This is a genomic window from Halobellus captivus (assembly GCF_007655485.1).
Classification (GTDB): domain Archaea; phylum Halobacteriota; class Halobacteria; order Halobacteriales; family Haloferacaceae; genus Haloquadratum; species Haloquadratum captivum.
On the sequence record NZ_VJXQ01000002.1, the window covers coordinates 572,046 to 598,376 of the forward strand.

Annotated in this window: 28 protein-coding genes; 14 read left to right on the forward strand and 14 right to left on the reverse strand. The window is 65.8% G+C overall.

Annotation, left to right across the window (positions count from 1 at the left end):
• The first annotated feature begins 141 nt into the window (after positions 1-141).
• The 4 genes from FJT57_RS08205 (at position 142) to hmgB (ending at position 3,965) form a co-directional block, all read left to right on the forward strand.
• The gene (locus FJT57_RS08205) at positions 142-651 is read left to right on the forward strand and encodes an NYN domain-containing protein (protein WP_144904000.1); all 510 of its coding nucleotides are present in this window, start codon (positions 142-144) and stop codon (positions 649-651) included.
• A 66-nt stretch (positions 652-717) separates the two neighbouring features.
• Positions 718-1,566, forward strand: a complete 849-nt coding sequence (locus FJT57_RS08210) for a TatD family hydrolase (protein WP_144904002.1) — start codon at positions 718-720, stop codon at positions 1,564-1,566.
• Positions 1,567-1,721: 155 nt separating this feature from the next.
• A complete protein-coding gene (locus FJT57_RS08215; RefSeq protein ID WP_144904004.1) occupies positions 1,722-2,318 on the forward strand; it encodes a DUF2150 family protein in 597 nt (198 codons plus the stop codon).
• A gap of 309 nt (positions 2,319-2,627) precedes the next feature.
• Positions 2,628-3,965, forward strand: coding sequence for a hydroxymethylglutaryl-CoA synthase (gene hmgB / locus FJT57_RS08220; RefSeq protein ID WP_144904006.1), 1,338 nt, complete (start codon positions 2,628-2,630; stop codon positions 3,963-3,965).
• A gap of 42 nt (positions 3,966-4,007) precedes the next feature.
• Here hmgB and FJT57_RS08225 read toward each other — a convergent pair whose 3' ends face one another.
• Positions 4,008-4,715, reverse strand: a complete 708-nt coding sequence (locus tag FJT57_RS08225) for a helix-turn-helix domain-containing protein (RefSeq protein WP_144904008.1) — start codon at positions 4,713-4,715, stop codon at positions 4,008-4,010.
• A 216-nt stretch (positions 4,716-4,931) separates the two neighbouring features.
• Here FJT57_RS08225 and FJT57_RS08230 point away from each other — a divergent pair, with 216 nt between their 5' ends.
• Complete coding sequence (locus FJT57_RS08230) at positions 4,932-5,450, forward strand: GNAT family N-acetyltransferase (protein WP_144904010.1); 519 nt, start codon at positions 4,932-4,934, stop codon at positions 5,448-5,450.
• Positions 5,451-5,580: 130 nt separating this feature from the next.
• Here FJT57_RS08230 and FJT57_RS08235 read toward each other — a convergent pair whose 3' ends face one another.
• Entirely contained in the window at positions 5,581-6,168 is a 588-nt protein-coding gene (locus tag FJT57_RS08235; protein ID WP_144904012.1) for a transporter, read from the reverse strand.
• Between the two features lie 76 nt (positions 6,169-6,244).
• On the reverse strand, positions 6,245-6,703 hold the full coding sequence (locus FJT57_RS08240) for a pyridoxamine 5'-phosphate oxidase family protein (RefSeq protein WP_144904014.1): 459 nt from the start codon (positions 6,701-6,703) through the stop codon (positions 6,245-6,247).
• A gap of 140 nt (positions 6,704-6,843) precedes the next feature.
• Between FJT57_RS08240 and FJT57_RS08245 the strand changes: the two genes are divergently transcribed.
• The gene (locus tag FJT57_RS08245) at positions 6,844-8,385 is read left to right on the forward strand and encodes a replication factor C large subunit (RefSeq protein ID WP_144904016.1); all 1,542 of its coding nucleotides are present in this window, start codon (positions 6,844-6,846) and stop codon (positions 8,383-8,385) included.
• Between the two features lie 34 nt (positions 8,386-8,419).
• Here the strand turns inward: FJT57_RS08245 and FJT57_RS08250 are convergent, their stop codons facing one another.
• The 5 genes from FJT57_RS08250 to FJT57_RS08270 form a co-directional block, all read right to left on the reverse strand.
• Positions 8,420-8,956, reverse strand: coding sequence for a hypothetical protein (locus tag FJT57_RS08250; RefSeq protein ID WP_144904018.1), 537 nt, complete (start codon positions 8,954-8,956; stop codon positions 8,420-8,422).
• A 55-nt stretch (positions 8,957-9,011) separates the two neighbouring features.
• Positions 9,012-9,797: an amino acid ABC transporter ATP-binding protein gene (locus tag FJT57_RS08255; RefSeq protein WP_144904020.1), complete on the reverse strand. Its 786-nt coding sequence runs from the start codon at positions 9,795-9,797 to the stop codon at positions 9,012-9,014.
• Entirely contained in the window at positions 9,794-10,621 is an 828-nt protein-coding gene (locus FJT57_RS08260; RefSeq protein WP_144904022.1) for an amino acid ABC transporter permease, read from the reverse strand. The genes FJT57_RS08255 and FJT57_RS08260 overlap by 4 nt, the downstream gene beginning before the upstream one ends.
• 33 nt (positions 10,622-10,654) lie before the next feature.
• Positions 10,655-11,545: a basic amino acid ABC transporter substrate-binding protein gene (locus FJT57_RS08265; protein WP_144904024.1), complete on the reverse strand. Its 891-nt coding sequence runs from the start codon at positions 11,543-11,545 to the stop codon at positions 10,655-10,657.
• Between the two features lie 173 nt (positions 11,546-11,718).
• Positions 11,719-12,558: a COX15/CtaA family protein gene (locus FJT57_RS08270; RefSeq protein WP_144904025.1), complete on the reverse strand. Its 840-nt coding sequence runs from the start codon at positions 12,556-12,558 to the stop codon at positions 11,719-11,721.
• Positions 12,559-12,797: 239 nt separating this feature from the next.
• Here FJT57_RS08270 and FJT57_RS08275 point away from each other — a divergent pair, with 239 nt between their 5' ends.
• The gene (locus FJT57_RS08275; protein WP_144904027.1) at positions 12,798-15,041 is read left to right on the forward strand and encodes an NADP-dependent malic enzyme; all 2,244 of its coding nucleotides are present in this window, start codon (positions 12,798-12,800) and stop codon (positions 15,039-15,041) included.
• 62 nt (positions 15,042-15,103) lie between these two features.
• On the opposite strand, the gene FJT57_RS08280 is transcribed toward FJT57_RS08275, so the two are convergent.
• Entirely contained in the window at positions 15,104-15,793 is a 690-nt protein-coding gene (locus FJT57_RS08280; protein WP_144904029.1) for a reverse transcriptase-like protein, read from the reverse strand.
• Positions 15,794-15,885: 92 nt separating this feature from the next.
• Here FJT57_RS08280 and FJT57_RS08285 point away from each other — a divergent pair, with 92 nt between their 5' ends.
• Both FJT57_RS08285 and FJT57_RS08290 read left to right on the forward strand, forming a co-directional pair.
• The gene (locus tag FJT57_RS08285; RefSeq protein ID WP_238993946.1) at positions 15,886-16,425 is read left to right on the forward strand and encodes a CBS domain-containing protein; all 540 of its coding nucleotides are present in this window, start codon (positions 15,886-15,888) and stop codon (positions 16,423-16,425) included.
• A 175-nt stretch (positions 16,426-16,600) separates the two neighbouring features.
• Complete coding sequence (locus FJT57_RS08290; protein ID WP_144904032.1) at positions 16,601-17,530, forward strand: DMT family transporter; 930 nt, start codon at positions 16,601-16,603, stop codon at positions 17,528-17,530.
• A 46-nt stretch (positions 17,531-17,576) separates the two neighbouring features.
• On the opposite strand, the gene cmk is transcribed toward FJT57_RS08290, so the two are convergent.
• Positions 17,577-18,191 (reverse strand): (d)CMP kinase, encoded by a 615-nt coding sequence (cmk, locus tag FJT57_RS08295; protein ID WP_144904034.1) that lies wholly within the window; start codon positions 18,189-18,191, stop codon positions 17,577-17,579.
• A 309-nt stretch (positions 18,192-18,500) separates the two neighbouring features.
• Here cmk and FJT57_RS08300 point away from each other — a divergent pair, with 309 nt between their 5' ends.
• From FJT57_RS08300 to FJT57_RS08310, 3 genes are all read left to right on the forward strand, one after another.
• A complete protein-coding gene (locus FJT57_RS08300; RefSeq protein ID WP_144904036.1) occupies positions 18,501-18,788 on the forward strand; it encodes a hypothetical protein in 288 nt (95 codons plus the stop codon).
• Between the two features lie 123 nt (positions 18,789-18,911).
• Entirely contained in the window at positions 18,912-19,463 is a 552-nt protein-coding gene (locus FJT57_RS08305) for a DUF1684 domain-containing protein (protein ID WP_144904038.1), read from the forward strand.
• Positions 19,464-19,563: 100 nt separating this feature from the next.
• Positions 19,564-20,262, forward strand: coding sequence for a helix-turn-helix domain-containing protein (locus FJT57_RS08310; protein ID WP_144904040.1), 699 nt, complete (start codon positions 19,564-19,566; stop codon positions 20,260-20,262).
• A gap of 9 nt (positions 20,263-20,271) precedes the next feature.
• Here the strand turns inward: FJT57_RS08310 and FJT57_RS08315 are convergent, their stop codons facing one another.
• Positions 20,272-20,592, reverse strand: a complete 321-nt coding sequence (locus FJT57_RS08315; protein ID WP_162524319.1) for a HalOD1 output domain-containing protein — start codon at positions 20,590-20,592, stop codon at positions 20,272-20,274.
• A 229-nt stretch (positions 20,593-20,821) separates the two neighbouring features.
• On the opposite strand from FJT57_RS08315, the gene FJT57_RS08320 reads away from it, so the two are divergent.
• Positions 20,822-21,913 carry an aminopeptidase gene (locus FJT57_RS08320; protein ID WP_144904042.1) on the forward strand — a complete coding sequence of 364 codons (1,092 nt, stop codon included), beginning with the start codon at positions 20,822-20,824 and terminating at the stop codon, positions 21,911-21,913.
• Between the two features lie 7 nt (positions 21,914-21,920).
• Here FJT57_RS08320 and FJT57_RS08325 read toward each other — a convergent pair whose 3' ends face one another.
• The 3 genes from FJT57_RS08325 to FJT57_RS08335 all read right to left on the reverse strand — a co-directional run bounded on the left by FJT57_RS08325 (position 21,921) and on the right by FJT57_RS08335 (position 25,163).
• Positions 21,921-23,036: a GNAT family N-acetyltransferase gene (locus tag FJT57_RS08325; protein WP_144904044.1), complete on the reverse strand. Its 1,116-nt coding sequence runs from the start codon at positions 23,034-23,036 to the stop codon at positions 21,921-21,923.
• 162 nt (positions 23,037-23,198) lie between these two features.
• Complete coding sequence (locus FJT57_RS08330; RefSeq protein ID WP_144904046.1) at positions 23,199-24,305, reverse strand: enolase-like domain-containing protein; 1,107 nt, start codon at positions 24,303-24,305, stop codon at positions 23,199-23,201.
• A gap of 87 nt (positions 24,306-24,392) precedes the next feature.
• Entirely contained in the window at positions 24,393-25,163 is a 771-nt protein-coding gene (locus tag FJT57_RS08335; RefSeq protein WP_144904048.1) for a DUF1405 domain-containing protein, read from the reverse strand.
• Positions 25,164-25,291: 128 nt separating this feature from the next.
• Between FJT57_RS08335 and pdxS the strand changes: the two genes are divergently transcribed.
• Entirely contained in the window at positions 25,292-26,200 is a 909-nt protein-coding gene (gene pdxS / locus FJT57_RS08340) for a pyridoxal 5'-phosphate synthase lyase subunit PdxS (protein ID WP_144904050.1), read from the forward strand.
• Positions 26,201-26,331: the final 131 nt, after the last annotated feature.

Consider the following 26,331-nt stretch of genomic DNA (forward strand, 5'->3'; position numbering starts at 1 on the left):
CCGCCGCCGTAGCTGAGGTCTCGTGGCCGTCAGCTGTGATCTCGCGGTCATTGTCTGTGATGTCGTGGTCGTCACCAGTGATCTCGCAGTCGTTTCCTGTGACACCGTGGTCGTTATGTTTGTCGCCGTATATGCGGCCGTATGGACTTTCAGGGAGCCCCGGACGACGAAGAGTGCGACGCGGCGGATTCGTCGGAACCGCGGGTCGCGCTCTTCGTCGACGGGCCGAACGTCCTCCGCGATGAGTTCGACGTCGACCTCGACGACGTCCGCGAGGCGGCCGAAACTGCCGGGCAGGTGACCGCGCTCCGACTGTATCTCGACGAACACGCGACGCCGGGGCTGATTCAAGCCGCGGAAGCGAGGGGATTCGAGGTCGTCGTCACGAGCGGCGACGTGGACGTGCGGCTCGCGGTCGACGTGACCCGCTTCGCGGTCGAGAACCGCGCGGACGTCATCGCGATCGCCTCCCGCGACACGGACTTCAAGCCAGCTATCGAGACCGCGAACGCCTACGGGTGCCGGACGTTCGCGATTGCGCCCGGAGAGTTCGGCCGATCGGACGCGCTTCGGAACGCGGCGACCGAGCAGGTCACGATCGAGCAAGGGGACGAAGAGGACGGCCCCACACTCGTCGGTTACGATACGTAGCGCGCGTCGGGTCTGAGAGGGCCCCCGACCGAACGATCTTTTGTGATTGCGACGCCCAGCGGGCGTATGGAAGACCTCGGAACGCCTGTTCTCGACAATCACCTGCATCTCGATCCTGTGCGCGGCCGCGGACTCGACGCGGTCCGAGACTTCGTCCACTTGGGCGGCACGCACCTCCTCGTGGTGAACAAACCCTCGTGGCACCTGGGCGTCGAGCCCGAGTCGGGTGCGGACTTCCGCCCGGTCTTCGAGACGACGTGCGACGTCGTCAGGGAGGCGAGCGAGATTCTCCCCGGGCGGGCGTGGCCCGTCCTCGGCGTGCATCCCGGCCTCGTCTCGCGGTTGGTCGACGAGCGCGACTTCTCCCCGGAAGAGGCGAGCGAACTGATGCGCGCGGGACTCGATCAGGCGGCCGAGTTCGTCCGCGCGGGGGACGCGCTCGCGGTGAAATCCGGGCGACCGCACTACGAGGTCACCGACGCGGTGTGGGACGCGTCCAACGAGGTGATGAAACACGCGTTCGAGTTGGGTGCCGACCTCGACTGCGCCGTCCAACTGCACACCGAAGCGGCCGACGACCTCACCGAGGTAGCCGGGTGGGCGGAGGACCGGGGGCTGCCGTCACATCAGGTTGTGAAACACTACGCGGGCGGCACGCTCGCCGGTCCGACGCCGAGCGTGATGAGCGAGAAGGATCGACTGGCCGTCGCCGCCGACTCCGGCGAACCGTTCCTGATGGAGACCGACTTCGTCGACGACCCCGACCGACCGGGCGCGGTGCTCGGCCCGAAGACCGTCCCGCGCCGCGTTCGGTGGCTGCTCGACGACGAGCGGGGCGACGCTGTCGAGCGCGCACACGTCGAGACGCCAAAGCGGGTGTACGGAATCGACACGCGGGCGACGCTGTCGCGATAAGCGACCTGACAGACGCGGCGGGCCATCTCGCCGACTCACTGAAATCGCGTAACGACACTGTATCGGTGAATCACCCGGTGTGAGCCACCCGCTGGCATCCACCACCCCGGCTTCCGACAAGAAAGGCATTTGAATCCGGGCGGGAATGGTGGAGTATGACCGAGGCCGAGGAGACCTACTACACCGAAGAACGCTGGCAGAACTGGCTCGCGCGCGTCGAGGAAGAAGAACTCGACCCCGAGAACGAAGACTCCGCGCGGCTCCTGTTGAACCTGCAGGACGACGCCGCCATCGCGGTCGCGAAGATCGTCTCCGCGCACGAGGAAGGTCGCCTCGATGACGAGGAGGCGATCGAGGAACTCGAACGCGTGCGGACGATCGTCCTCTCGGAGCCCGAACTGGAGATCGAAGACGAGGCCGCGCGCGAGGACAAAGTGATGCTCATCGACGGCGTTCAGACGAGCCTCATCTGCGTCTTCTACGCCGCCGAGGAGTACATCGTCGCGGGCGCGGCCGAGGAAGCCCCGCTCGAAGAGTACGTCGAGGCCGCCGCCGCGGCAGAGAAAGAGGACGATATGGACGCTGCACTGGGCTACCTCGTCCAGGCCGGGACGCGGATCATCACCGGTGACGAACTCGATATGACCGTCGCCGAGAGCTTAGAGTACGGCCTCGTCTCCGAGTGGGTCAACGGTCTCGACAGCCTCCAGAGCGCGATGAGCGACCCCGAAGTCGTCGAGGAAGAGGACTGAGAAGGGAGCGCGGCCGTGGCGTTCGGCCGCACCCGACAATCCAATCATCACGACGACTCGGCCTCGTTTCGTCATCCATCACACCGCTTTTCGGGTTGGTGTCCGTTCTCGATCGGGATTCCCCCGGTAGTCGCTGCGCTGCCGACAGCAACGCGCCGCCGGGTCTCCGAAACCAACGGTCCCTGTGCCCCCGGTGTCAACGCATCACGTGCTGCCGATACGCAACGAGTGTTACAGAATCGTGTCATTCGACGGATGACGTACCGAATTATCGACAAACCCATATGGGCAGCCTCGAAATGCGCGGCTATGACTGCCGTCGGCATCGACGCAATCGAGCTCCGGACCGGAAAGCTTCGGCTGGATCTCCCAAACACGTTCGCACCGGTAAAAGGCGAAGACCCCGGAAAGTACACGAAGGGGATCGGCATCGAGTACTCCTCGCTGCCGGACGTCTACGAGGACATCGTCACGATGGGCGCGAACGCGGCGAGGAATCTGATGGACCGCAAGGGCCTGGCGCCCGACGATATCGGCCGAATCGACGTCGCGACCGAGTCGGCGTTCGACAACTCAAAACCCGTTTCCACCTATATTGCAGGCTGTTTAGAGCAGGTGTACGACGGCGACTTCCACCACGCGAACAAGGGCGAGCGGAAGTTCGCCTGTCTCTCGGGGACCCAGGTCATCGACGACGCGTACAACTGGATCCGCGCGGGTCGCAACCGCGGGCGCGCGGCGCTCGTGATCGCGACGGACACGGCGCTGTACGAGCGGGGCGACCCCGGCGAGGCGACGCAGGGTGCCGGTGCGGTGGCGATGCTCATCGACGAGGACCCCGACGTCGTCGCGCTCTCGACCGAGCAGGGCTACGGCAGCGCCGACGAGACCGACTTCCTCAAGCCCAACCAGCAGTTCCCGAGCGTCGACGGCAAGCGCTCGATTCAGGTGTACCTCGCGCGGATGCGCGAGGCCCTCGAAGACTACGAGTCAGTCGCCGGTGACACCCACCCCGACGACTTCGTCTACTTCCCGTTCCACACCCCCTACCCGGGGATGGTTCGAAAGGCCGCGCTGCTGGGCTACCGACACATCACCCGCGGGACGGACATCGAGGATGCGCTCGCCGACGACATCGGGATGCAGCCGCGCGAAGCCGACTTCGCCACCTGGGAAGACTACGAGGAGGCGATCCGCGCGTACATGGACGAACTCAAGGAGACTCGTCGGTACCGCGAGTGGTACGAGCGAGCGATCGAGCCGACGATCGGGATCTCCGGGCAGGTCGGCAACTGGTACACCGGCTCCGTGCACGTCGCGCGGCTGTCGGCGCTCAAGGAGGCGGCCGCCGAAGGCGTTGACCTCGCGGGCGAAAAGCTGCTCGTCGGCTCCTACGGCTCCGGCGCGCAGGCGGAGATTCACGCCGAAACGGTGCAGGACGGCTGGCGGGAAGCCGTCGACGCCGTCGACGTCGACGACCAACTCGACGACCGCTACGACCTCTCCTACGACGAGTACGAACTCGTCCACGACGTCCACAACCACGAGAAGGAGGTCGACGTCGAGGAGTTCACCCAACCCGCCGGGGAGTTCGTCTTCACCGGCTGGGGCCGGATGAACGAGCGTCGATACGAGTACGTCGAATAGCGCGACAGCGTGGTCTGCGTCTCTGCGACAGTGCCGGGGACGCTACGGCAATCGCCGCAGATCCTCGAGCATCTCTTCTAAGTCGCGGTTCGAGATCGCCAGCGAGAAACCGTCGATAGTCGCGAGTGCGGGCGCGTGCTCCCAGAGGTCGTCCTCGGTGAGTCCGTGGAGGATGACGGCGTTCGGCGTGGGGTTGACGACGCGCATCGCGACCAGCGGCGACTCTCCGCGCGTGACGCCCGTGAAGACGAGCGCGCGCGACGTCGACTGCCCGTAGAGGCGGTAGAACTCCTCCGAGGAGAGCCGCGTGATCGCCTCGATGCTGTTGATCACCGTGTGACCGCTGATCCGATCCTGGTCCCCGCGGACGAGTTCGGTCGCGTCCATCGCCTCGTACAGCGTCTCCAGCGGGATCGACGTGGGGTACTCCCGGAGGTCCTGAACGATATCGCTCTCGAAGCCTGCCGAGATCACGCGCGCGTACTGGCGGATACGCCCGCCGCCGCGGGACTCGTCGATGTCGAGCAGCGCCTCGACCATCCGCCGGACGACGCCGATCCCGGGGCTCTCGCGTCGGCCGCTCTCGTAATCGGAGATCACCGATGAGGAGACGTCCAACTGCTCTGCGAGCGCGGTCTGGGAGACGTCGAAATCCGTGCGCCACTTTCGAAGCGTCGCGCCGGGATCGTCACTCAACGTAATCTCGCCCGCGATTCGCCGCGCGAGGTCCTCTCTGGGCACCGACGTCACGATCGACAAACCTCCGCAATCGGTCGCTCTCGGTTCATACTGCTCGCATCTGTGGGAGGCGACCGCAAAAGCGTATCGAACACGGGGTTCGACGAACGCCGATATCGGAGACGCATTCGGTCTCGTCGCGTCGTCGACAGCCGATACGTGTCTGTCAGGCATCACGTCTCGGGAGAGATACCAGCGCTCTTGTCGGCTCCGTGACGAGGTGCACTGATGACCGAGAACGCCTCCGAATCGAACGCTACCGTGCGCCCGTTCGACGAGCAAGCCGACGCCGAGGAACTCTGGGCGCTCAAGCGCGGCTTCGAGTTGGGGATCGGTGCGGGGACCGGCGGCGACGAGAAGGGAGCGATCTACGAGGAGAAGCTGACAGAAACGTATCGCGAGCGGTGGCTCGACTGGGTAGCACGCTGCGTCGACGACGATCCGGGCTGTGTCATCGTCGCCGCCGATGACGATGCCGATCTCGTCGGCTACGCGTTTCTCCTGCCCGAGTCGATGTCGTTCGTCTGGGACGCGGCAGTTCTCAACGAACTCTTCGTCGACCCCGAGTACCGCGGGACCGGCGTCGCCGACGCGTTGATGGCGGGCGTGCTCGAATATGCCCGGTCTCAGGATCTCCCGCTCGACCGGCTCGTGCTCGACGTGGACCGCGAAAACGACAGAGCGCGGTCGTTCTACGACCGCTACGGCTTCGAACACTGGGGCGAGATGGTCGCCAGAGAGCTGTGAGCAGAAGGTCGGGGACCGCGGTTCGGTTCGAGGCTGCGTCCTCACCGGGTAGAGGCTGCGTCCTCACCAGGTAGAGGCCGCGATCTCATCGATTCGAAGCCGCGACCTCAGCGATTCGGGGACCGCCTTCTCAACGATTCGAAACGAACGATCCCAGCGCGCCGCCGACGCCGCCGAACACGAGCGGGTAGACGAGGCCCGCGAGGAGTGCGGCGGTTACGAGCGTCGGTCCCGCCGTCGAATCCCCGACGGAGATCGAGAAGAGGAACGCTCCGGCGATCGCCAGCGGGAGGTAGCCGATCGCGACCGACGCGCCGCCGAACGCGCCCGAGAGTGGTGTCTCGGCGCGGCCGACGACGGCGACGAGTCCGCCCGCGATCAGGAGGACGACCGGCGGGATGACGAAGAGTGCCGCCGAGAAACCGTCGCCGCGGCTGATGAGGTTCACCGCCGTCGAGCCGAACAGTCCGGGGATTTCGCTCGTGACGTAGTGGGTGCTGTAGAACACCCAGCCGACGAGTTTCCACGTGCCGGGATCGCCGGTGGCAAGTTCGAGGATGCGGGCCGCCAGCGAGTTCGCAATCTGCTCGCCGGTCATCGCGTACGTGATCGCGTACGTGATCGCGTAGGAGAGCAGCCCAGCTATGGCACCCATACCGAGCGTGCGGGAGGCCGGTGCGATTCCATCGGTCGTTGCGGTCGACTCAGGGCGTGACATCGTTTCGACGTGGCCACGCCCCTATAGGTACTTTCTGGTTGCTCGCGATTGCTTTCAGTGCTCTGTCAAAGACGCCTCACTCGATTCCGACGCGCGGCTTTTCGCGCCGTCCGGTGAGTTCGTCCGGGCGGAGTCGATAGAGTTGGTAGTCCAACTCGCGCGGCGGCTCCTCGTAGATCGTCACGAACGGGATGTCGATCGAGCGGATCGCCTCGACGACCGTTCCGTCGATCGTCGCTTCCGGGACCTCCGACAGCGGTCCCCGGGCGACGACCGACGCCCACCCCTTACTGTCCTCGACAGTGACCACGAGGGCGGCCCGATCCGAGCGCGCGAGATACCGTTCCTTTTCGGAATCCTCTCCGAATCCGAGGCGGAGGTATAGCGCCCCCTCGTCGGCGTCGTAGCCGTAGGAGACCGGGACCGCGTACGGGTCGCTTTCGTCAGCGAGCGCGAGCACGCCGACGCCGCCTGTCCCGAGCAGTTCGTCGATCGCGTCACGCTCCAGCACGACTCCGCTGTCGTCGTCGGTCATACTGGAAGTTCGCTCCGCGGAGGGTTAAACTGTCGTTCAGGCTAAATAAATGCGAGTACAGCCAACGAACTGGTAAGGGACCCGTAGAAGCCAAACGGAGACCCGCAGAAGCTAAACGGGACTCCCTCCTTCACCCCACAATGACCGATTGGACCGAACGGTACCGCCCGTCGACCCTCTCGGAGGTCCGCGGCAACAACAAGGCCCGCGACGCCCTGAAAGAGTGGGCGGAGACGTGGTCCGAGCACCGCGAGCCGGTCGTGCTCCACGGCGCGCCGGGGGTCGGCAAGACCTCCGCGGCGCACGCACTGGCGAACGATATGGGCTGGGAGGTCGTCGAGCTCAACGCCTCCGACGAGCGGACCGCCGACGCCATCGAGCGGTTCGCGGGTCGCGCGTCCCGAAACGCGACGCTGGCGGGCTCTCTCGGCGGCGGAGGCGGCGGTCGCCAACTGGTCGTGATGGACGAGGCCGACAACATCCACTACCAGTACGACCGCGGCGGTAAGGCCGCGGTCACGAGCCTCCTGAAGGAAGCGAACCAGCCGATCGTCCTCATCGCCAACGAGTACTACGACATGTCGAACGGGCTGCGCAACGCCGCCCGCGAGATCGAGTTCCGCGACGTCTCCGCGCGATCGATCGTCCCGGTGCTTCGCGATATCCTCCGCAAGGAGGGAATCGAGTTCGACGAGGAGGCGCTCGAACGGATCGCCGATGCCAACAGCGGCGACCTCCGCGCCGCGGTGAAGGACCTCCAAGCGACCGCCGAAGGCCGCTCGAACGTCACGCTCGAAGCCGTGACCACGGGATCGAGAAACCGCGCGGTCGGCCTCTTCGAGTTCCTCGATGCCGTGTTGAAAGAGAAACCCGCGGAGGAGGCGCTTCGGACCGCCTACGACGTCGACGAGACGCCCGACGACCTGCTCAAATGGGTCGAGGACAAGGTACCGCTGGTGTACGAGGGCGAGGAGCTCGCCCGCGCCTACGAGTTCCTCTCGAACGCCGACGTCTGGACGAGCCGCGTCTACGCGACCGACTTCGATTACAGCTGGTGGCGCTACGCGACCGACAACCTGGCCGGGGGGGTCGCGGCCGCGCGGGACCGAACCCGCGGCGGGTGGACGCGATACGGCGGCGCACCCTATCGCTCGACGCGAAACGCGACCCGCGACGAGGTCGTGCGCTCGATCGCCGAGTCCGGCGGTTTCTCGATGGCGACCGCGCGACTGGACGTACTGCCGTTTCTCTCGGCGATGACGCACCACTGCAAGCCCCGGGAACTGACCGTCGCGATGGCCGCGTGGTACGACCTCGACGCGTCGGCCGTCTCCTACGTCACCGGCAGCGGCGAGACGACGAACAAGGTGCAGTCGATCGTCGAGGACGCGAGCGAATTGCGATCCGAAGCGGTGGAAGACCACGCCAGAGGGGCGTTCGCCCAGCGAGAGGGAACTGACGGCCGCGACAGGAGGGCGAACGGAGACGGTGCGGAGACAGACGGCGAAGAGGCGGGCGAGGACGGTGGTCTGACCGATCAGCGGGACGGCGACGACGGCCGAAGCGATCAGCAAACGCTCGATTCGGAGGCGCTGGACCGCGACGCGGAGTCGGACGCCGCGGAAGGAGACGAAGACCCGGCCGAAGACGACGGGCAGGCCGGGCTGTCGGACTTTATGTGATCCTCGATTCGACCACGCGGTCGACCTCGTTCGACTACGCGGTCAGTCGTCCGCGGAGGAACCGAGACGCTGCCGCGTCGAGAGCGACACTTCCGAGCGCGCCCGGAGCGGCCAGCAACGCGCCGAGCGCCGCGGCTTCGAGTGCACTGGTGAGCGCGATTCCGGCGAGCGCGCCGCCGATCCCGCCGAGAGCGTAGCCCGCGGTCGCACAGCGGAGCGCGTGCGGCCACGAGACCTCTCGCAAGACGACCGTCACCGCCGCACCGGCCGCGATCGGAATTCCCTCGACGACGACCGCGAGGAAGAGGCCCGCCACGAGGACGACCGCAGTCGTCCGAAGCAGTCCGACGATCACACCCGCGGCGAGGTCGAGGTCGGTCCCGAGATTGAGGACGGCGACGCCGACGCCACCGACGAGGGCGACGGCGTGGGTCCCCACCAGCGCCCATTCGATCCGCGCGCTGGTCGCGCGGGCGACGAGCAGGCTCACGGCGGCGAGGACCGGGAGGGCGAGGAAGAGTCCGATCGCCGCGAGGATAACGACGAATCCGAGACCGGGGACGTTGGTCACGGCCGACGCTACACGGCGGTTCGGTAAGTGTTTTGTCGGGAATCGAGTTCCCGGTTCAAAGGATCTTTGAGAGGAACTGCTCGCCGCGGTCGGTCTCGGGACGCTCGAAGAACGACTCGGGATCGCCGGTTTCGACGATCCGCCCCTCGTCCATCAGCACGATGCGGTCGCCCACCTCGCGGGCGAAGCCCATCTCGTGGGTGACGACCATCATCGTCATCCCGTCGGCCGCGAGCTCGCGCATCACTTCGAGCACCTCGCCCACGAGTTCGGGATCGAGCGCGCTCGTCACTTCGTCGAAGAGCATCACTTTCGGGTCCATCGCGAGTGCGCGGGCGATGGCGACGCGCTGCTGTTGCCCGCCGGAGAGCTGATTCGGATAGGAGTCGGCCTGATCGAGCAACCCGACGTCCGCGAGGAGTTCCTCCGCGCGCTGTCGGGCCTTCGCCTCCGGAATGCCCCGGACTTTCCGCGGTGCAAGCGTCACGTTTTCGAGCGCGGTCTTGTGCGGGAAGAGGTTGAACGACTGAAACACCATCCCGATGCGCTGGCGGAGGCGGTTGATGTCGGCGTCGGGGTCAGAGATCGAGCGACCGTCCAGTCTGATCTCGCCGTTTTGGATCTCCTCTAAGCGATTGGCACAGCGAAGCAGCGTCGACTTCCCCGAACCGGAGGGGCCGACGACGACGCACACTTCGCCGTCATCGACGTCGAGGGAGACGTCTTTCAGGACGTGCGTCTCCCCGAAGTACTTGTCAACGTGCTCGAATTCGAGCAGCACGCGTTCGCTGCTATCGGTCGGTGCGCCGTCACGGCTCGGTCCGTCGGTGTCGTCGGTCATCGTGAATCACCGCCCCAGTCCGAACGAGCTTCGAGATATTCGACGAGCCGCCCCATCGGAATCGTGATCGACAGGTACGCGATCGCGACGAGCACCAGCGGCGTCCACGGATCGAACGTCGCGCTGTTGACGCTGCGGAACTGCTGGATGAGTTCGGGGACGGCGATGACAGTCAGCAGCGAGGTGTCCTTCACGAGAATGATCTGATCGTTCCCGACCGCCGCGAGCGCGTTGCGCCACGCCTGCGGGATGACGACCTCGCGCATCGCCTGCACGTAGCCCATCCCGAGCGAGCGGGCGGCTTCCATCTGGCCCTCGTGAACCGCGCCGATACCCCCTCGGACTGCCTCGCCGACGTATGCCGCGTGGTTGAGCGTCAGTGCGATGATCGCCGTCGGGATCCCCCAATCGGAGATCGGAAACGTCCCGGGCCACAGCGTCGGAATGCCGAAGTAGACGACGAAGATCTGAAAGAGCAGCGGGGTCCCGCGGAAGAACTGGACGTACGCCGCCGAGATACCGCTCGTGATCGCCGTCTTCGAGACGCGTGCGAGGCCGACGAAGATCCCGGACGTCACCGACAGCACGCTGCTCGTGACGACGATGCCGAGCACCAGTCCGTAAGCCCTGATGAACTGCGGTAAGATCGTCGGGATCAGGCCGTAGTTGACCTGTGACGTCAGGATGTACAGGAGTAAGAGGACGATACCGAGTGCGAACAGACCCGACAGCCCGACGCCGAGATACTTCAGCGTCTGATCGTCGAAGAACCCGTCGGCAGCGGCGTTGGCTTCGGGTGATGCGCCCGAGTATGAATCAGCCATTGTTGGGGCGAGGTGGGTAGCGTTCTGCGCGCGTTATCCGGAGAAGTACTCCGAGTAGATCTCGTCGTACGTGCCGTCTTCTCTGATCGCCGCGAGCGCCTCGTTGACGCGCTCGCGGAACTCGTCGTCGTCCTGTCGGAAGGCGATACCGTAGTTCTCGACCGTGAGCGTGAGGTACGGCGGCGCTTCTTGGTCGCTCTCGGCGGCCGCGCCGTCCCCCTCGAGGAAGACGACGTCGTCGCGGTCGTTCGCGAACTCCGCGTTGACGGTGTTGTCGTTGATGATCGCGTCGACCTGTCCGTTGATGAGCGCCTGGAACGCCCCGGAGATCTGGTCGTAGCTCTTGATATCGAGGTCGCCGTCGAACTCCGTCTGGAGCTCCTCGGCGGCGGTCGCACCGGTGGTCCCCTTCTGGACGCCGACGGGGTGCCCCTGCAGATCCGCTTTCGACGTGATCTCGCCGTCGTCGCGGACGATAACCGTCTGATAGGCCGTGAAGTACGGATCCGAGAAGTCGACCTGCTCTGCTCGCTCGTCGTTGATCGTCATCGCGGACATGATGATCCGGAAGTTGTTGTTGTTGAGCGAGGGGATGATCGAGTCGAAACTGGTCGCCTTGAACTCGTAGTCGACGCCGAGCTGGTCTTCGAAGACCGCTGCCGCGATGTCCACGTCGAAACCGGTGAGTTCGCCCGAGGTCGTCTCGTACTCGAACGGCCGGTACGGGATGTCCGAACCGATGACGACGTTCGAGGGGACGACCGATTCCGTGGTCGCCGCGTCGGTCTGCGTCGAGTCCGAACCCGAATCGCCGTCCGCTTCGGTCGTCGATTCCTGTCCGCCAGACCCGCCGCCGGTACATCCGGCGAGGAGACCGCCAGCGAGGACGCCCGCGCCGGTCTTCACGTAGGTCCGTCTGTCCATAACATCGTCTCGTAATAGAGAACCATATAACAACGTGTCGTTTCGGCACACGTCTGTTCACCCGTCTCACCCCGTTTCGACCGTTCCTGCTGCGATATTCCGATCGCGTTCGTGGTCGATCCGAGTGGCAGTCCCTCTCGATTGGTCACCCTCAATCGATCGCACCCGAACGGTCAGTCGCTCCCGGAAATCGCACGTGCGTCGGTCGCGCCGCCGCGGATTCGTGCGACGTACCACGCCGCGGCGACGAGTCCGAGTGCGAGGAGCGTCCCGCCGACGGAGACGTACTGCAGCGTGCCGCCGTACACGAGCCGTCCGATGACCAACAGCGAGATGACCACGAGCGCGGCCGCCGCGCTCAGGCGGCGGAGCGGTCGGGACGTCACTCCCACACCCGCCGGAGCGGCCCACACCGCCGCCGCCAAGAGCGCGGTGTAGGCGGCGAGGCCGAGTGAGTAATACACCGCCTGGACGGTCGGCCCGAAGGTGACGAAGGTGTGCGGCGTCAGGACGAGTAAGATCGGGAGTAACCCCGACGCGGCCGCGAGCGAGCCTCGTATCCGATCCCGCGCCGCGGCGTCTGTCGCGGGTTCGTACGCCCACGCGGACGCCAGCGCGACGCCCGTGAAGATGATCGAGGCCGTCCCGAAGTGCGCTAAGAGAATGGCCCACTGGTAGGTCGTCACCGTGAGCGCCCCGAGGATGATCTGGGAGGGGAGAAGGATCGTCGCCCCCGCCAGCGCCAGGCGAACGCGGCGGTCCGCGCCCTGCCGCCACGCCAGAACCGTCGTTCCCAGGACGACGAAACCGGTGATCATCGCGACGAGTCGGTGGAACCACTCGACGAAACTGCTCCAGTTCGCCGGGAACAGCCCGAGATAGCCGTCACAGAAGGGCCATCGACCGGCGCAGGTCAATCCCGCTCCCGTCGAGGCGGTGTACACGCCGAGTACCATCAAGATACCCGTGAGCGCGGCGGAAACGCCGACGAACCGTCGGAGACGCGCATCCATACGCGCACGTCGGGAGCGAAGCTACTTGAATCGCTCTTTCGGAGCGTCCCGGCCGCCATCAAAGACGGCGGGAGACGGGAACAGCCAACTGTTCGAACGGGCGCTGCGGGAGGGATGTCAGAACCGGCGCAGGGACGCCTCTGACGCCGTCGAGAACTCGTATTCGAGTTGTAGTTCGTCGTCTGTCGAATCACCATTCGACAGATAGCTTTTTTTGTGCCGGTATCATCGCCGCCGCTATGGGACTGGACGACGACGCGAGAGAGTATCACCGCGAGGAGCCGCCCGGGAAGATCGAAATTTCGACGACGAAGCCGACGAACACCCAGCGCGACCTTTCGCTGGCGTACTCGCCGGGCGTCGCCGCGCCGTGTCGCGACATCGACGCCGACCCCGCGCGTGCGTACGAGTACACGGCGAAGGGGAACCTCGTCGGCGTCGTCTCGAACGGCAGCGCCGTGCTCGGCCTCGGGAACATCGGCGCGCAGGCGTCGAAACCGGTGATGGAGGGCAAGGGCGTCCTGTTCAAGCGCTTCGCCGACATCGATGTCTTCGACATCGAACTCGATCTGGAGGACCCCGACGAGATCGTCGACACCGTTCGCGCGATGGAGCCGACCTTCGGCGGCATCAACCTCGAAGACATCAAAGCGCCGGAGTGCTTCGAAATCGAGTCGCGACTTCGCGAAGAGGTCGATATCCCGGTCTTCCACGACGATCAGCACGGCACGGCGATCATCTCCGGCGCGGCGCTTTTGAACGCCGCCGACGTGGTCGAGAAGGACCTCGCCGACCTGAACGTCGTCTTCTCCGGCGCGGGCGCGTCCGCGATCGCGACCGCGCGCTTCTACACTACATTGGGCGTCGACCGCGACAACATCGTGATGTGCGACTCCTCGGGCGTCATCGGCACCGACCGAGACGACCTCAACGAGTTCAAACTGGAGTTCGCCGCCGACACCGACGACGACACGCTCGAAGACGCGCTGGAGGGCGCGGACGTGTTTGTCGGCCTCTCCGTCGGCGGAATCGTCTCTCCGGAGATGGTCGCGTCGATGGCGGAGAACCCGATCGTCTTCGCGATGGCGAACCCGGACCCCGAGATCAAATACGAGGACGCGAAGGCCGCCCGCGACGATATGGTCATCATGGCGACGGGGCGCTCCGATTACCCGAACCAGGTGAACAACGTCCTCGGGTTCCCGTTCATCTTCCGCGGCGCGCTCGACGTGCGCGCGACGGAGATCAACGAGGAGATGAAGCGCGCCGCGGCGAAAGCGCTCGCGGACCTCGCGCGGCAGGACGTCCCCGACGCCGTCGTGAAGGCCTACGGCGACCAACCGCTGCAGTTCGGCCCCGACTACGTCATCCCGAAGCCGCTCGACCCGCGCGTGCTGTTCACGGTCGCGCCCGCGGTCGCGAAGGCCGCGATGGACTCCGGTTCCGCGCGGACGGAAGTCGATCTCGACGCCTACGAGGAACGGCTGGAAGCGCGCCTCGGGAAGTCCCGCGAGATGATGCGCGTCGTCCTCAACAAGGCGAAGTCCGATCCCAAGCGCGTCGCGCTCGCGGAGGGCGGCGACGAGAAGATCATCCGCGCGGCCTACCAGATGCGCGAGCAGGGGATCGCAGAGCCCATCCTCGTCGGAAACGCGGACAGGATCGAGCGGACCGCGGACGGCCTCGGTTTGGATTTCGACCCCGAGATCGTCGATCCGCGCAGCGGCGACTGGGACCACTACGCCGATCGCCTCTACGAACTCCGCCAGCGCGAGGGCGTCACGAAGAACGAGGCTCACGAGCTGATCCGCGGCGACAGCAACTACTTCGCCAGCGTGATGGTCGAACAGGGCGACGCCGACGCGATGCTCACGGGGCTGACGCATCACTACCCCTCGGCGCTTCGGCCGCCGCTTTCGATCATCGGTACCGCGCCCGAAGCCGAGTACGCGGCCGGGGTCTACCTCCTGACGTTCAAGAACCGCGTCATCTTCGCCGCCGACACGACGGTCAACCTCGATCCCGACGCCGACGTGCTCGCGGAAATCACCAAGCACACCGCCGACCTCGCTCGGCGGTTCAACGTCGAACCGCGCGCGGCGATGCTGTCGTACTCGAACTTCGGCAGCGTCGACAACGCGGGCACGCGGAAGATCCGTGAGGCGGTCTCGGAACTCCACGGCGATAGCGAGGTCGACTTCCCCGTCGACGGCGAGATGCAGGCGGACACCGCCGTCGTCGACGATATCCTTGAGGGCACCTACGAGTTCTCACAGCTCGACGAGCCCGCGAACGTCCTCGTCTTCCCGAACCTCGAAGCGGGGAACATCGGCTACAAGCTCCTCCAGCGCCTCGGCGGCGCGGAGGCCATCGGTCCGATGCTCGTCGGGATGGACAAGCCCGTGCACGTCCTCCAGCGCGGCGACGAGGTGAAAGACATCGTCAACCTCGCGGGCGTCGCCGTCGTCGACGCGCAAGGCTAGTCCGCCTCACTCGCTGTCGGTTCTTATGTGCCAATTCGCGGACAGTCAGAGGCCGATCGCAGTTAATCGCTCGCACGTCCCTCGAATCGAGACGGCGGCGGGAACTGCGGATCGGCGTTTTCAGTGCGCTCTCCGAAAGCGGCGGTCCTCCCGTCGGTGCCGTCGTCGATCGGATCGATCTGGGCGGGGAGGACGCAGCGGTCCAGGCTGCGGTTCACGTGGGCGTACGCCTCCGGCGCGTTCGCGAGGGGATGAGCGGGGTTATCCCGGCTGTCGATCCGCGCGGCCCGGAGCTCACCGAAGCCAGCGATGCGCGCGCGGATGCCGCGCCAGTGCGACTCGCTTCCGGACGGGACCCGCGGGCCGTCGCCCGGTCGCCAGCCGGTGTCGCCGCTCGCGTCGACTAGCACCTCGCCGTTCACCGCTGCCGCGAGGGCGTCGTGATCGACGAGGACGCCGACGCGCGCGTGCTTCGGTGCCCGCGCGGCCAACACGTCGAGACCGAGGTGGAGCGCGCGGTACTCTGCGACGTTGTTGTTCGGGGCGGCGTCGGGAAGCGAGAGCCGCGCGACGCGAGTTCCGTCGCGGGCCTCGATGACGACCCCGAGACCGCCGTCCGCGCCGTTTCGGCGATACGACCCGTCGGTCGCGACGTAGAAGTGTCGGTGGTGGGTGCGCGGCGGGTGCGCGATGTGCGGCGTCGGCGAATCGTCGAACAGGTCACGGAGGGTGGAACGGCCGTGAGCGGCCATACCATCGCTAATTTGCGGGCGTTCATAAAGATATCTCAGTCTCGGTTCTCCCCGCCGCAATAATTAGCCCGTCCGACGACAAACTACCGCGTATGTCCCGGAACCAACCGTTGGCGGCGCGCGATCTGATGACGACCGACGTCGAAACCGTTTCGGCCGAAGACGACGTGAGCGAGGTCCTCGGCCGACTCGCCCGCGCGGATTTCAACGGCTACCCCGTCGTCGACGAGGAGGAGAGAGTCGTCGGCATCGTCACCCAGCACGACCTCGTGGGCCTGTTTCAGACGAAAGACCGGACGCTGTGGATCCCGGTCGGGTTCCCGCCGTTTCTGGAGACGCTCACCTACGCCGTCGATATCTCGTGGGATGATCTGGATCTGGGAATCGACCTCCTGCGGAACACGAACAAACCGATCCGTGAAGTGATGACGGCGGACGTCGTGACCGTCGGACCCGATACGACGATAGACGAGATTCTGGATCTCCTCGCCGACGAGGAGCGCGACATCAACCGGTTGCCGGTCGTCGAGGACGGGAAACTCGTGGGAATCGTCGCCCGCCAGGACGTCATTCGAGCGATCCGAGACGAGCGGCGGGCGTCCGGTGAATCGCCGGAACCAAAGGTCGAATGAGCGGTAGCGGCTGGCGGGCTGCCGGATGAGCGGTAGCGGCTGGCGGGCTGCCAGATGAGCGGTAGCGACCCGCGACCGTCCGAACGCGGCCACGGATGTGCGGCCGACAGGATGGCGATCCGCGAACGCGTCGACGGAACGAAACGTTGAGGGCGACCGCCGCGACAGTTTCGCTGTGACCCGGTATCGAAACCTCATCTTATTCGCCCTGCTCGCCGCGGCGTGGGGTTCCGCCTTTATGGCCATCAAGGCCGGACTCGACTACATCCCGCCGGTTCTCTTCGCCGCGCTCCGCTACGACGTCGCTGGCGTGTTGATGCTCGCGTACGCGTTCTACGTCACCGATCGACCCCTCCCCCGGACCCGCGAGCAGTGGACGGTCGTCGGCATCGGCGCGACGCTGCTCATCGCGGGCTATCACACGCTGCTCTTCATCGGCGAGACCGACCCAGCCGTCACGTCTGCGGCGGCGGCCGTCATCGTGAGCCTCAGCCCCGTGTTGACGAGCGGGTTCGCCCGGCTGTTTCTCCCCCGGGAACGCCTCACCGCGGTCGGTATTGTCGGCCTACTCCTCGGATTGGTGGGCGTCGTCGTCCTGTCGAACCCCGATCCGAACAACCTCCTGACGGGCGGTGCCGTCGCGAAGCTCCTGATCTTCGGTGCGGCAGCCGCGTTCGCGCTCGGCTCGGTGCTGACCCGCCGCGTCGACGCCGACCTCCCGATCGAGACGATGGAGGCGTGGTCGATGATCGGGGGCGCGCTCATTATGCACGGGGTGAGCCTCGGGATGGGCGAGTCGATGGCCGACGTCGTCTGGACGATCGAGTCGCTTGCGGCGCTCGCGTACCTCTCGGTCGTCGCGAGCGCGCTCGGCTTCCTCATCTACTTCGATCTGCTCGATCGGTTGGGCGCGATCGAAATCAACCTCGTCTCCTACGTCGCCCCGATCTTTGCGGCGCTCGCGGGCTGGGCGGTCCTCGATGAAGTGCCGACCGTCTACACGGGAGTCGGCTTCGTCGTCATCTTCGTCGGCTTCCTGCTCTTGAAACGGCGGGCGATCCGCGCGGAAGTGCCGCGGCTCCGGAAGCTGGTGTCGCGACCGTAGCGCGAGACAGACGGCGAGCGTCGAGAGCGTATCGAGACTCCCTAACTCAGAGTTCGATGTCTTTGGTCCGGAACGCGCCCTCGTCGACCTCGGGATCGTACTCCTCGATGGCCGTGAGGACCATCTCCAGCGTCGCCGAGGGGCTCCAGCGCGCGGTGTTGACCGAGAGATCGTAGAAGGACTGATCGGAGACGTCGACCCCGTAGTACGACTTGTACCGACCGGCCTCGCTGACCTCGCGGACGCGCATCTCGGCCTCCATCTCCTCTCGGTCGCGCGTCCGATCGACGCGGACCTCATCGGGCGCGTCGAGCCAGATCCGGAGATCCGCACGGTTGCCAGCGAGCCACCCGGCCAGTCGGGACTCGAGGACGAACGGCTTGTTCGCCGCGCCCCACTGCTCCGCGATCGTCCGGAGGCGACGATCCAGCGCGCGGTCGATCTCGTCGGTCTCATCGGTCTTCGCGATGAGCTGTGACAGCGACATATCACGCTCGTCGGCGAGTTCGCGGAAGATGTCGCCGCCGGAGACGTAGCCGCAGTCGAGCGCCGCCGACAGTCCCTCACAGAGCGTCGTCGCACCGCATCCGGGCGGCCCCGATACGGTGATAAAGAGGTTGCTGTCGACCGACCGCGCCGTCGGGACGTCGTCGTCTGTCATAGACGTTGGGGACTTATCCCCGAGCCACAAAAAGCCGCGTGACTGAGCCCCGCTTCGACGCTTGCGAGCACGTCACGCGTCGCCACGGGCGGTCGCGGTACCGTGCCTATTCCCGAAATAATTTCACGTAGTTTATATTTTCCCGCGAAAAAGCGTTAGCGCCCCGGATAAACGGTATCGATCGATCTCCTGGCGTCGTAAACACCTCTCTAACCGCCTTTCGAGGTCGTAAACGGGCTTAAATCGACGGGAACGCTCGGGCGGCTATATGGGGGATACCACCGTAACGCTGGTACGGAGTGTCCCCGCATGTCTAACTCACACGATCCCTTCGGCTCCGAACGCGTGGCCCGCGCACGCGAGCGGCTTTCGGATCCGTCAGCCGTCCGTCCATCGATAGAATCACTCGCCGTCCCCCTCCGCTTCGTCGCGTTCTGGTCGGCGGTCGCCCTCCCGTTTCTGTACGTGCCGCTGCTCCTCGGCGGCCTCGACGGGAGCGAGCCGACCGTGTTTCTCACGCTCTTCGCGGCGAACGTCGTCGCCCTCCTCGTCGGCCACGGGTACCAGCGGGACGGTCGAAACGCCGAGCACCGGTGACGCGAGGGACTTGGTAGCGTACGCGCCGCGTGAACGGAGACGGTTGCTTCCCTCCCCGCCGTCTCGACCCGGTCCGCGGCATCGAACCGTCAGACGTTACGGTGCGGCGCGGAATGTACGGGTATGACCGACGCCGACTACGTCGAGACGCTCCGTGCGAACCGCGAGGAGAAAGACGATTTCTTCGGCTCGCACCCGCAGTCGCCTGTGCCCCCGGAGGCCCGCGACGGGTTCGACGGACTGGACTACTTCGAACCGGCTCCAGCGTACCGCGTCGAGACGACGGTGACGCGTCACGAGGATCCGGAACCGGTTCCGATGGAGACGAACACGGGCGATGAGGTCAGATACGTTCGCATCGTCACGTTCGAGTTCGAACTCGCCGACGAGCGGCACCGACTCCACGGCTACAAACAGCGCCCCGAAGACGGTGAGGAGGCGGTTTTCGTCCCGTTCCGCGATAAGACGACTGGGCAGCAAACGTACCGCGGCGGCCGGTATCTCGAACTGCACCCGGAGGATGAACTCGAAGGCGGCGAGACCGTCGTCATCGACTTCAACCTCGCGTACACCCCGTTCTGTGCGTTCAGCGACGCGTTTTCCTGTCCCCTGCCGCCCGAAGAGAACTGGCTCGATGCCGTCGTTCGCGCCGGTGAAAGGGACTGGTCGGCGTAACACGTCGCAATCCGCCGCCAGCGCGCGTCAAGAATCGCCCTCAGCGTCCCTCCTAGCAAAGGTTCATTATCGATTGGCGGGTACCTTCACGGGATGGCCGATGTCCGAAAAAGTCCCCCGTGAACGAGACTCGTCGATCCACGAGGTCGAGTTCACGCTACGCGATTCGAAATATCCCTTCGTCGGCGTCTCCGAATCCGAGAACTGTACGGTCGAACTCGTGGAGATGCTCTCTCGCGGCGACGGTCGGTACTCGGAGTTTTTCAACGTGATCGACGCGGATCCGCAGCGGGTCGACGCCCTCTCGACGGCGCACGGATCGGTCGACACGACGTTACTCTGTGACTACGAGAGCGGGGGCCTCTTCGAGTTCACCGTCTCCGGTGACTGCCCGGCGTACCACCTCGCCGAACTCGGCGCGCTCCCGCGGACCGTTCGCGGTGAGAACGGAGAGGGGCGAATCGTCGTGGAGATCCCACCGCAGTACGACTCCAGAGCGATCATCGACGCCTTTCTCGCGAAACATCCGAACGCTGAACTCACGGGGAAACGAGAGAAGGACGGCGTCACCCCGATGTTCAGCCGGTCAACGTACCAACAGCTACTCACGTCTGAACTGACAGAAAGACAGCGAGAAGTCATCCAGACCGCCTTCGAGGCCGGGTACTACGACTGGCCGCGGGAGACGACGGGCGAGGACGTCGCCGCGGAACTCGGGATCACGTCGGCGACGTTCTCCGAGCACATCCACGCCGCCGAGCGCAAGCTGTTGTCCGCGCTGTTCGCGGAATTGCCGTAGGGAACGTCGCTACCGATGCGAGATCGGCCGCGAGACGATCGTTCGACGATCGGCGTAGACGGCGACCTCACAGCCTGCAAACTGAAACGTCACGCACACGTCGGTGGAAGCGAGGGAGCGCTCCGCTTGTCCGTCGATCAGGTCGTCGATCGCGTCGGGGTCGATCGACTCATACAGTGACGGAAGCTTCGTCGGATCGGTTCCGCGCAACTTTCCGACGGCCTCGATCACGCTGTTGGAGGGGGATTCGTCCGGCTCACGGGTGTATACGAGCGTCTCTCTGTCGGTGTCGACGTCGTCGATCGACTGTGGATCAGAGTGGTTGGTCATAGCGAGGGCCGATAGTCAGGGTAACGGGCCGGAGCGGTATAGGGTACACCCCTACATATCAAGGGTCGAGAGCGCACACAACTCTGAGTGCCCCGTAGACCGAGATTCAGTGCACGCCGAAAGCCAGCACCCAGTCGGGAGCCACCACACGGCCGAAAGCCAGCAAACAACCGGAACCACGCAGCCCGTGTGGCGAAAGGCGTTTGGTCCGCACGGACGACCGTCGAGTATGGACCCGCGAATCCGCGAACACGCACGGATCGTCGCCGACCACTCCACGGGGATCGAGTCCGGCGACCGCGTCGTGATCAGCGCGCCCGCCGCCGCCGAGGACCTGGTCGTCGCACTACACGAGGAGTGTGCCGAGCGCGGCGCGCACCCCGTCTCGCTCAACAGCGACTCCCGCGCGACCCGCGCGTTCCTCCGGAACCGCGACGGCGACTTCGAGACGCCCGAACACCTCCTCGCGATGTACGAGGAGATGGACGTCTACATCGCCGTCCGCGGCGACGTCAACGCGACTGAAACGGCCGACGTCGACCCCGAGCGCAACGCGGCGTACCGCCGCGCGATGAAGCCCGTCCTGCAGGAACGGCTCTCGAAGACGTGGTGTCTCACGCAGTTTCCGACCTCAGGCAACGCCCAACTCGCGGGGATGAGCACTGAGGCCTACGAAGGGTTCGTGTGGGACGCCGTGAGTCTGGATTGGGAGGCACAGCGCGAACACCAAGCGCGGATGGTCGAGATCCTCGACGACGCGGACGAAATCCGCATCCGCTCGGGCGAGGAGACCGACGTGACGATGGGTCTCGCGGGGAACAAGACGCTCAACGACTTCGGCGAGGCGAACCTTCCGGGCGGCGAGGTGTTCACCGCCCCCGTTCGCGACGAGGTCGACGGCGAGGTCTATTTCGATATGCCGCTGTACCGACAGGGCCGCGAGATCGAGGACGTGCGCGTGCGCTTCGAGGACGGGCGCGTCGAATCCTACAGCGCCGGTCGCAACGAGGACGTGTTGGACGGCATCTTCGAGACCGACGAGGGCGCGCGCTACCTCGGCGAACTCGGGATCGGGATGAACCGCGCGATCGACCGCTTCACATACAATATGCTCTTCGACGAGAAGATGGGCGATACGGTCCATATGGCGGTCGGATCCGCCTACCCGGACACGGTCGGCGAGGACAACGAGCGCAACGAAAGCGCCGAGCACGTCGATATGATCGTCGATATGAGCGAGAACTCGGTGATCGAAGTCGACGGCGAGGTGGTCCAGCGCAACGGGACGTTCGTCTTCGAGGACGGATTCGAAGACGCCTAACGGACCGCTACGCCACGTCGCGGTCGGCCAGAGAGAGGATCCAGTTATCCGCGGCGAGTACGTCCGCCCCCAACGCGGTCTCGGCATCGGGAGAAAGCGACCGAACGGCGTGCGTCGTCGGCGTCGCCACACGGTCGAGCGGGAACCCGGCGTCGCTCAGGAAGCCGTGGCGTCTGAGCACGCCCGGGAACGGCGTCGTCGACGCTTCGAGGCAGTCCGCAGTGGCGTGGTCGCTCACCAGGGCGGCGAGGGCGGCCTCGAAGGCGGGTTTCCTCGCTGCGTCAGTCACCATCGGCTGGGCGTCGAGAAGCCGCGTGAGGACGGACTCCCCGACCCGCTCTGTCGCCGCGACGAGCGTCACGACCGGACGACCGCCGTCGCGGGCGACGTAGGTCGTCGTCTTCCAGCGCGGGTTCGCGAACCGCCACGCGAGGAAGGCTTCCTGGCGCGGAACGTGGATCTCTTCGGGCCGCGTCTCGCCGTACACGGCGCGCACGGCCGACGTCGCGATACCCTCCACCCGATCGACCTCGATGCCGTCCGACGTCGGTGTCACGCGATCGATCGCCCCCAGACAGGCCCGAACCACGGGTGAACCCGCACTGGCCGCGGCACGAGCCACCCGCGCCGACGCACCGTCATCGTCGGGGGCGAACCGGGTCAAATTTTGGATCCGGTACCTGGTCGACACCGAGCCGAGTTCGGTCCACTCGAACTTCTGGAGTCCGGGACGAAGGACCTCACTCGGGAAGTTGAACAGGACCGAGGTTCGATCCGCGGCCGTCGAGAGCAGTTCCTCGGTCATTCGCGTGAAGAGACCGCGGCGTCTGTGATCGGGATGGACGATCCAATCGACCGGCTGTCTGGCCGTGACCGTCCCCTCAGCACTGGCGAGCGGGAACGCGAGTAACGGTTCCGCGCCGACGACCTCCCCGCGACGTTCGGCGACGATGATCTCGACGCGGTCGGCGTAGGGGTTCTCCGCGAACCGCCAATCGAACCACTCGCGTCCCTTCGACCGTCCCCATACCGCCTCGTACAGCGAGAGAAATCCGTCGCGGTCGGCGGGGCGGTAGCGGCGGACGTCGTACTCCTCCGCCGCCGCCTGTTGTACGTTCGCCATACCCAACCGTACGGTCTCCGCGCGTCGTTAGTATTGACACGTTATCTATGGTAGCCCGTGCCATCGGGAAGCTCTCGATCAGATTTCGGGACCCTATCCCGAGTCAGCGTCGGGTTCGGAGGCGCTGCCCGTGCGAGGGACCAGAGCGTGTTTTTCCGCGAATCACCGAGCTGAGTCCCACCCGAATCCGAGTTCGTTGCGCGGCGCATCCAGCGGACTCCTCGGCAGTCCGGCCGCGACGTCGGGATCGTTGTACCCGCCGGGGGCGACGTCGTTCGGCCCGTCGGGATAGAACAGCGACGCGAGCAGTTGAATGTGGTCGCGGCCGACGCCGAGTTCGAACTGCCCGCCGCCGTACAGGTCGATGTCGCGGGCTTCCGCCCACTCGATCGTCTCGAACAGCGATTCGACCGTGCCGAACCGCGAGGGCTTGACGTTCAGCCACTCCGGCTCGAACGGGAGTGCCTCCACCGATTCGACGCCCGTGATCGGGTAGTCCCACGAGACGCGTCCCTCCGCTCCGTCGAAGAGCGGCCGCGTCTCGTCGGTGAATGCCGGATCCTCGAACACGGCGTCGGAGAAGGCATCGAGAAGGCGCTCGTAGAGTGTCGGATCCGGTTCGGCGTCGACCTCCGTGCCCTCGTACAGCCCCTTCAGATCGAGGATCCGAACGGCGTCTGTCGCGGCGACGGCATCGATGAGCCCGGACTCCCACTCGGGCGTCGGGTCCAGTTTGAACTCGGTTCCGGGGTAGGTGTCGAGAATCGCCTCTAGTCTATCTGTCGTCGGCGGGTCGCCGAGCCGTGTCGAGACGACGAACCGCAGCGACTCGGGATCGCGACCGACCGCGCTCGCGAGCGACAGGTCGTTCTGGCGGAGCGCGAGATCCAGCGCCGCCGACTCGACAGCCCAGCGGCGGTAGTGACGCGCCGTCTCGCGCTCCGGCGGTTTCGTCGGGAACAGGTCCACGTCGTCGAGATACGCGGAGAACTCCGCGAACGTGTACTCGCCCGCGAAGTCGAACGACGGCGCGTCCGCGAGGGCATCGTGATCGGCGGTGTCGTAGGAGACGTCCTCGCCGCGGCCGACGTGCTTCCCCCCGTGAGACGCCGATCCCGCCGTTTCCGGCTCCTCCGGTTCCGACCCCGTGAGATGAAACGTCGTCGTCACCCGGAGGAACCCGCTGGACGTGTCGCGCTCGCGCCGCGTTCTCTCGGCCGATTCGATCGATAACGGCAGGTCGGCGACGGCGTCGAAGAGATCACTCATCGGGTATACTAGGTACGGCATCCGGAAAAGCGTGATCGCCGCGGTATCAACAGATCGCTCCGGTATCCGCCGGGCACGGGTGTCCAGTTATCGGCCGGGCACGCGTGCTTCCAACTTCTTCGCCCGCGTCGCGAGCGCGAAGAAGGTCGCCGCGAACGTGAGCAGGACAGCCCCGGCGGCGGCCAGTTGGAGTACGGTCGTCCCGCCGCCGACGTCGACGACCGTCGCGTCGGGCAGCGGCAGGGACGTGTGGTGCGGGTCGCCGACGATCGGAACGAAGTAGTCGACGACGTCGTTGAGCGCGTACCACGCGAGCGCGACGGCGACCGCGCGGACGGGGAAGTCGGCGATCCGATGCAGGACGAACGCCTGTACGACCATCGCGAGGTGGCTCACGAACAGGAAGACGTAGAGCGGGATCCACGTGGTCTGCAGGAACGCCTCCGAGAAGACCGCGAGGACGTACGGCGTCCAGAGACCGAGCTTCCAGCAGCCGAAGAAGGCGAGCGCGGCGAGGTACTCGTTCGTCCGCCCGAGCTTCCAGCTCGCGAAGGCCAGCGCGATGAAGAGCGTCGCCATCGGGCTATCGGGAACGAACGGCCACATCGAGACCGGTTCGGCCGCGAACTGCCAGGTGATGAGCGGGTCCGAGAGCGGCAGCGGGTGGAAGCCGTAGTACCAGAAGCCGAACGCGGTGCCGAGGAGGTTGATCGCGACGACGACCCAGGCGAACCGGAGTCCGACGTTTTCGAGCCACGTCGGCAGCGGCGCGAGCCACCGCGAGAGGTCGTCGGGTTCCGGAAGCCCCTCGCCGGAGACGAGTGCGCCGATCGGCGACGGCGCGCGAGACGGTGCCATATGCGACGCTCGGCTGCCGGTGAAAAAGGGATGCCGGTTCGACGATTTCCTCCCGTTCTGTCACCGGCCAAACCGCCGACGGGGCCGTGACTAAACCGTTTAAGTGCATCCGACCGCAATTCTGTGGTATGTCCGAAGAGACTGATCTGTCTGAACTCCGCCGCGGGACCGAGCTCGTCAAGCGGGGGTTCGCACAGATGCAGAAGGGCGGCGTCATTATGGACGTCGTCGACGCCGAACAGGCGAAGATCGCCGAGGAGGCGGGCGCGGTCGCGGTGATGGCGCTGGAAGCCGTCCCCGCGGACATCCGAAAGCGCGGCGGCGTCGCGCGGATGGCCGACCCCGCGGACGTCAAAGAGATCGTCGACTCGGTCTCCATCCCGGTGATGGGAAAATCCCGGATCGGTCACACGAAAGAGGCCGAGATCCTCCAGTCGGTCGGCGTTGATATGATCGACGAGAGCGAGGTGCTCACCCCCGCCGACGACCGCTACCACATCGACAAGCGCGACTTCACCGCACCGTTCGTCTGCGGCGCGCGCAACCTCGGCGAGGCGCTCCGGCGGATCGACGAGGGCGCGGCGATGATCCGCACCAAGGGCGAAGCCGGTACCGGCGACGTGAACCAGGCCGTTCACCACCAGCGCAACATCAAGGGGTCGATCCGCGAACTGGAGGGCAAGACCCACGAGGAGCGCGAGAAGTGGGCCCGCGAGAACGAAGCGCCCGCGGAACTCGTCCACGAGACCGCCGAGATGGGTCGGCTGCCTGTCGTGAACTTCGCGGCGGGCGGCATCGCCACCCCCGCGGACGCGGCGCTGATGATGCACCACGAGTGCGACGGTATCTTCGTCGGATCCGGGATCTTCGGCGCGGAGAACCCACCGGCGATGGGCACGGCCATCGTCGAAGCCGTCAACAACTGGGACGACGCCGACGAACTCGCCTCGATCGCCTCGAACCTCGGTGCGGGGATGAAAGGCGAGGCCAACACGAGCCTCCCCGAAGAAGAGAAACTGCAGGGTCGCGGCGTCTAAGCCGCGATATCGTCTACTCGCTCTGAGTCGCGGGATCGTCTACTCGCTCCGAGCCGCGATATTTTCATTCGCCTCGTATCGGCCGTCGCAACGCCTCCTCACGTCGTATCAGCCGCGGTAGTACCGACTCG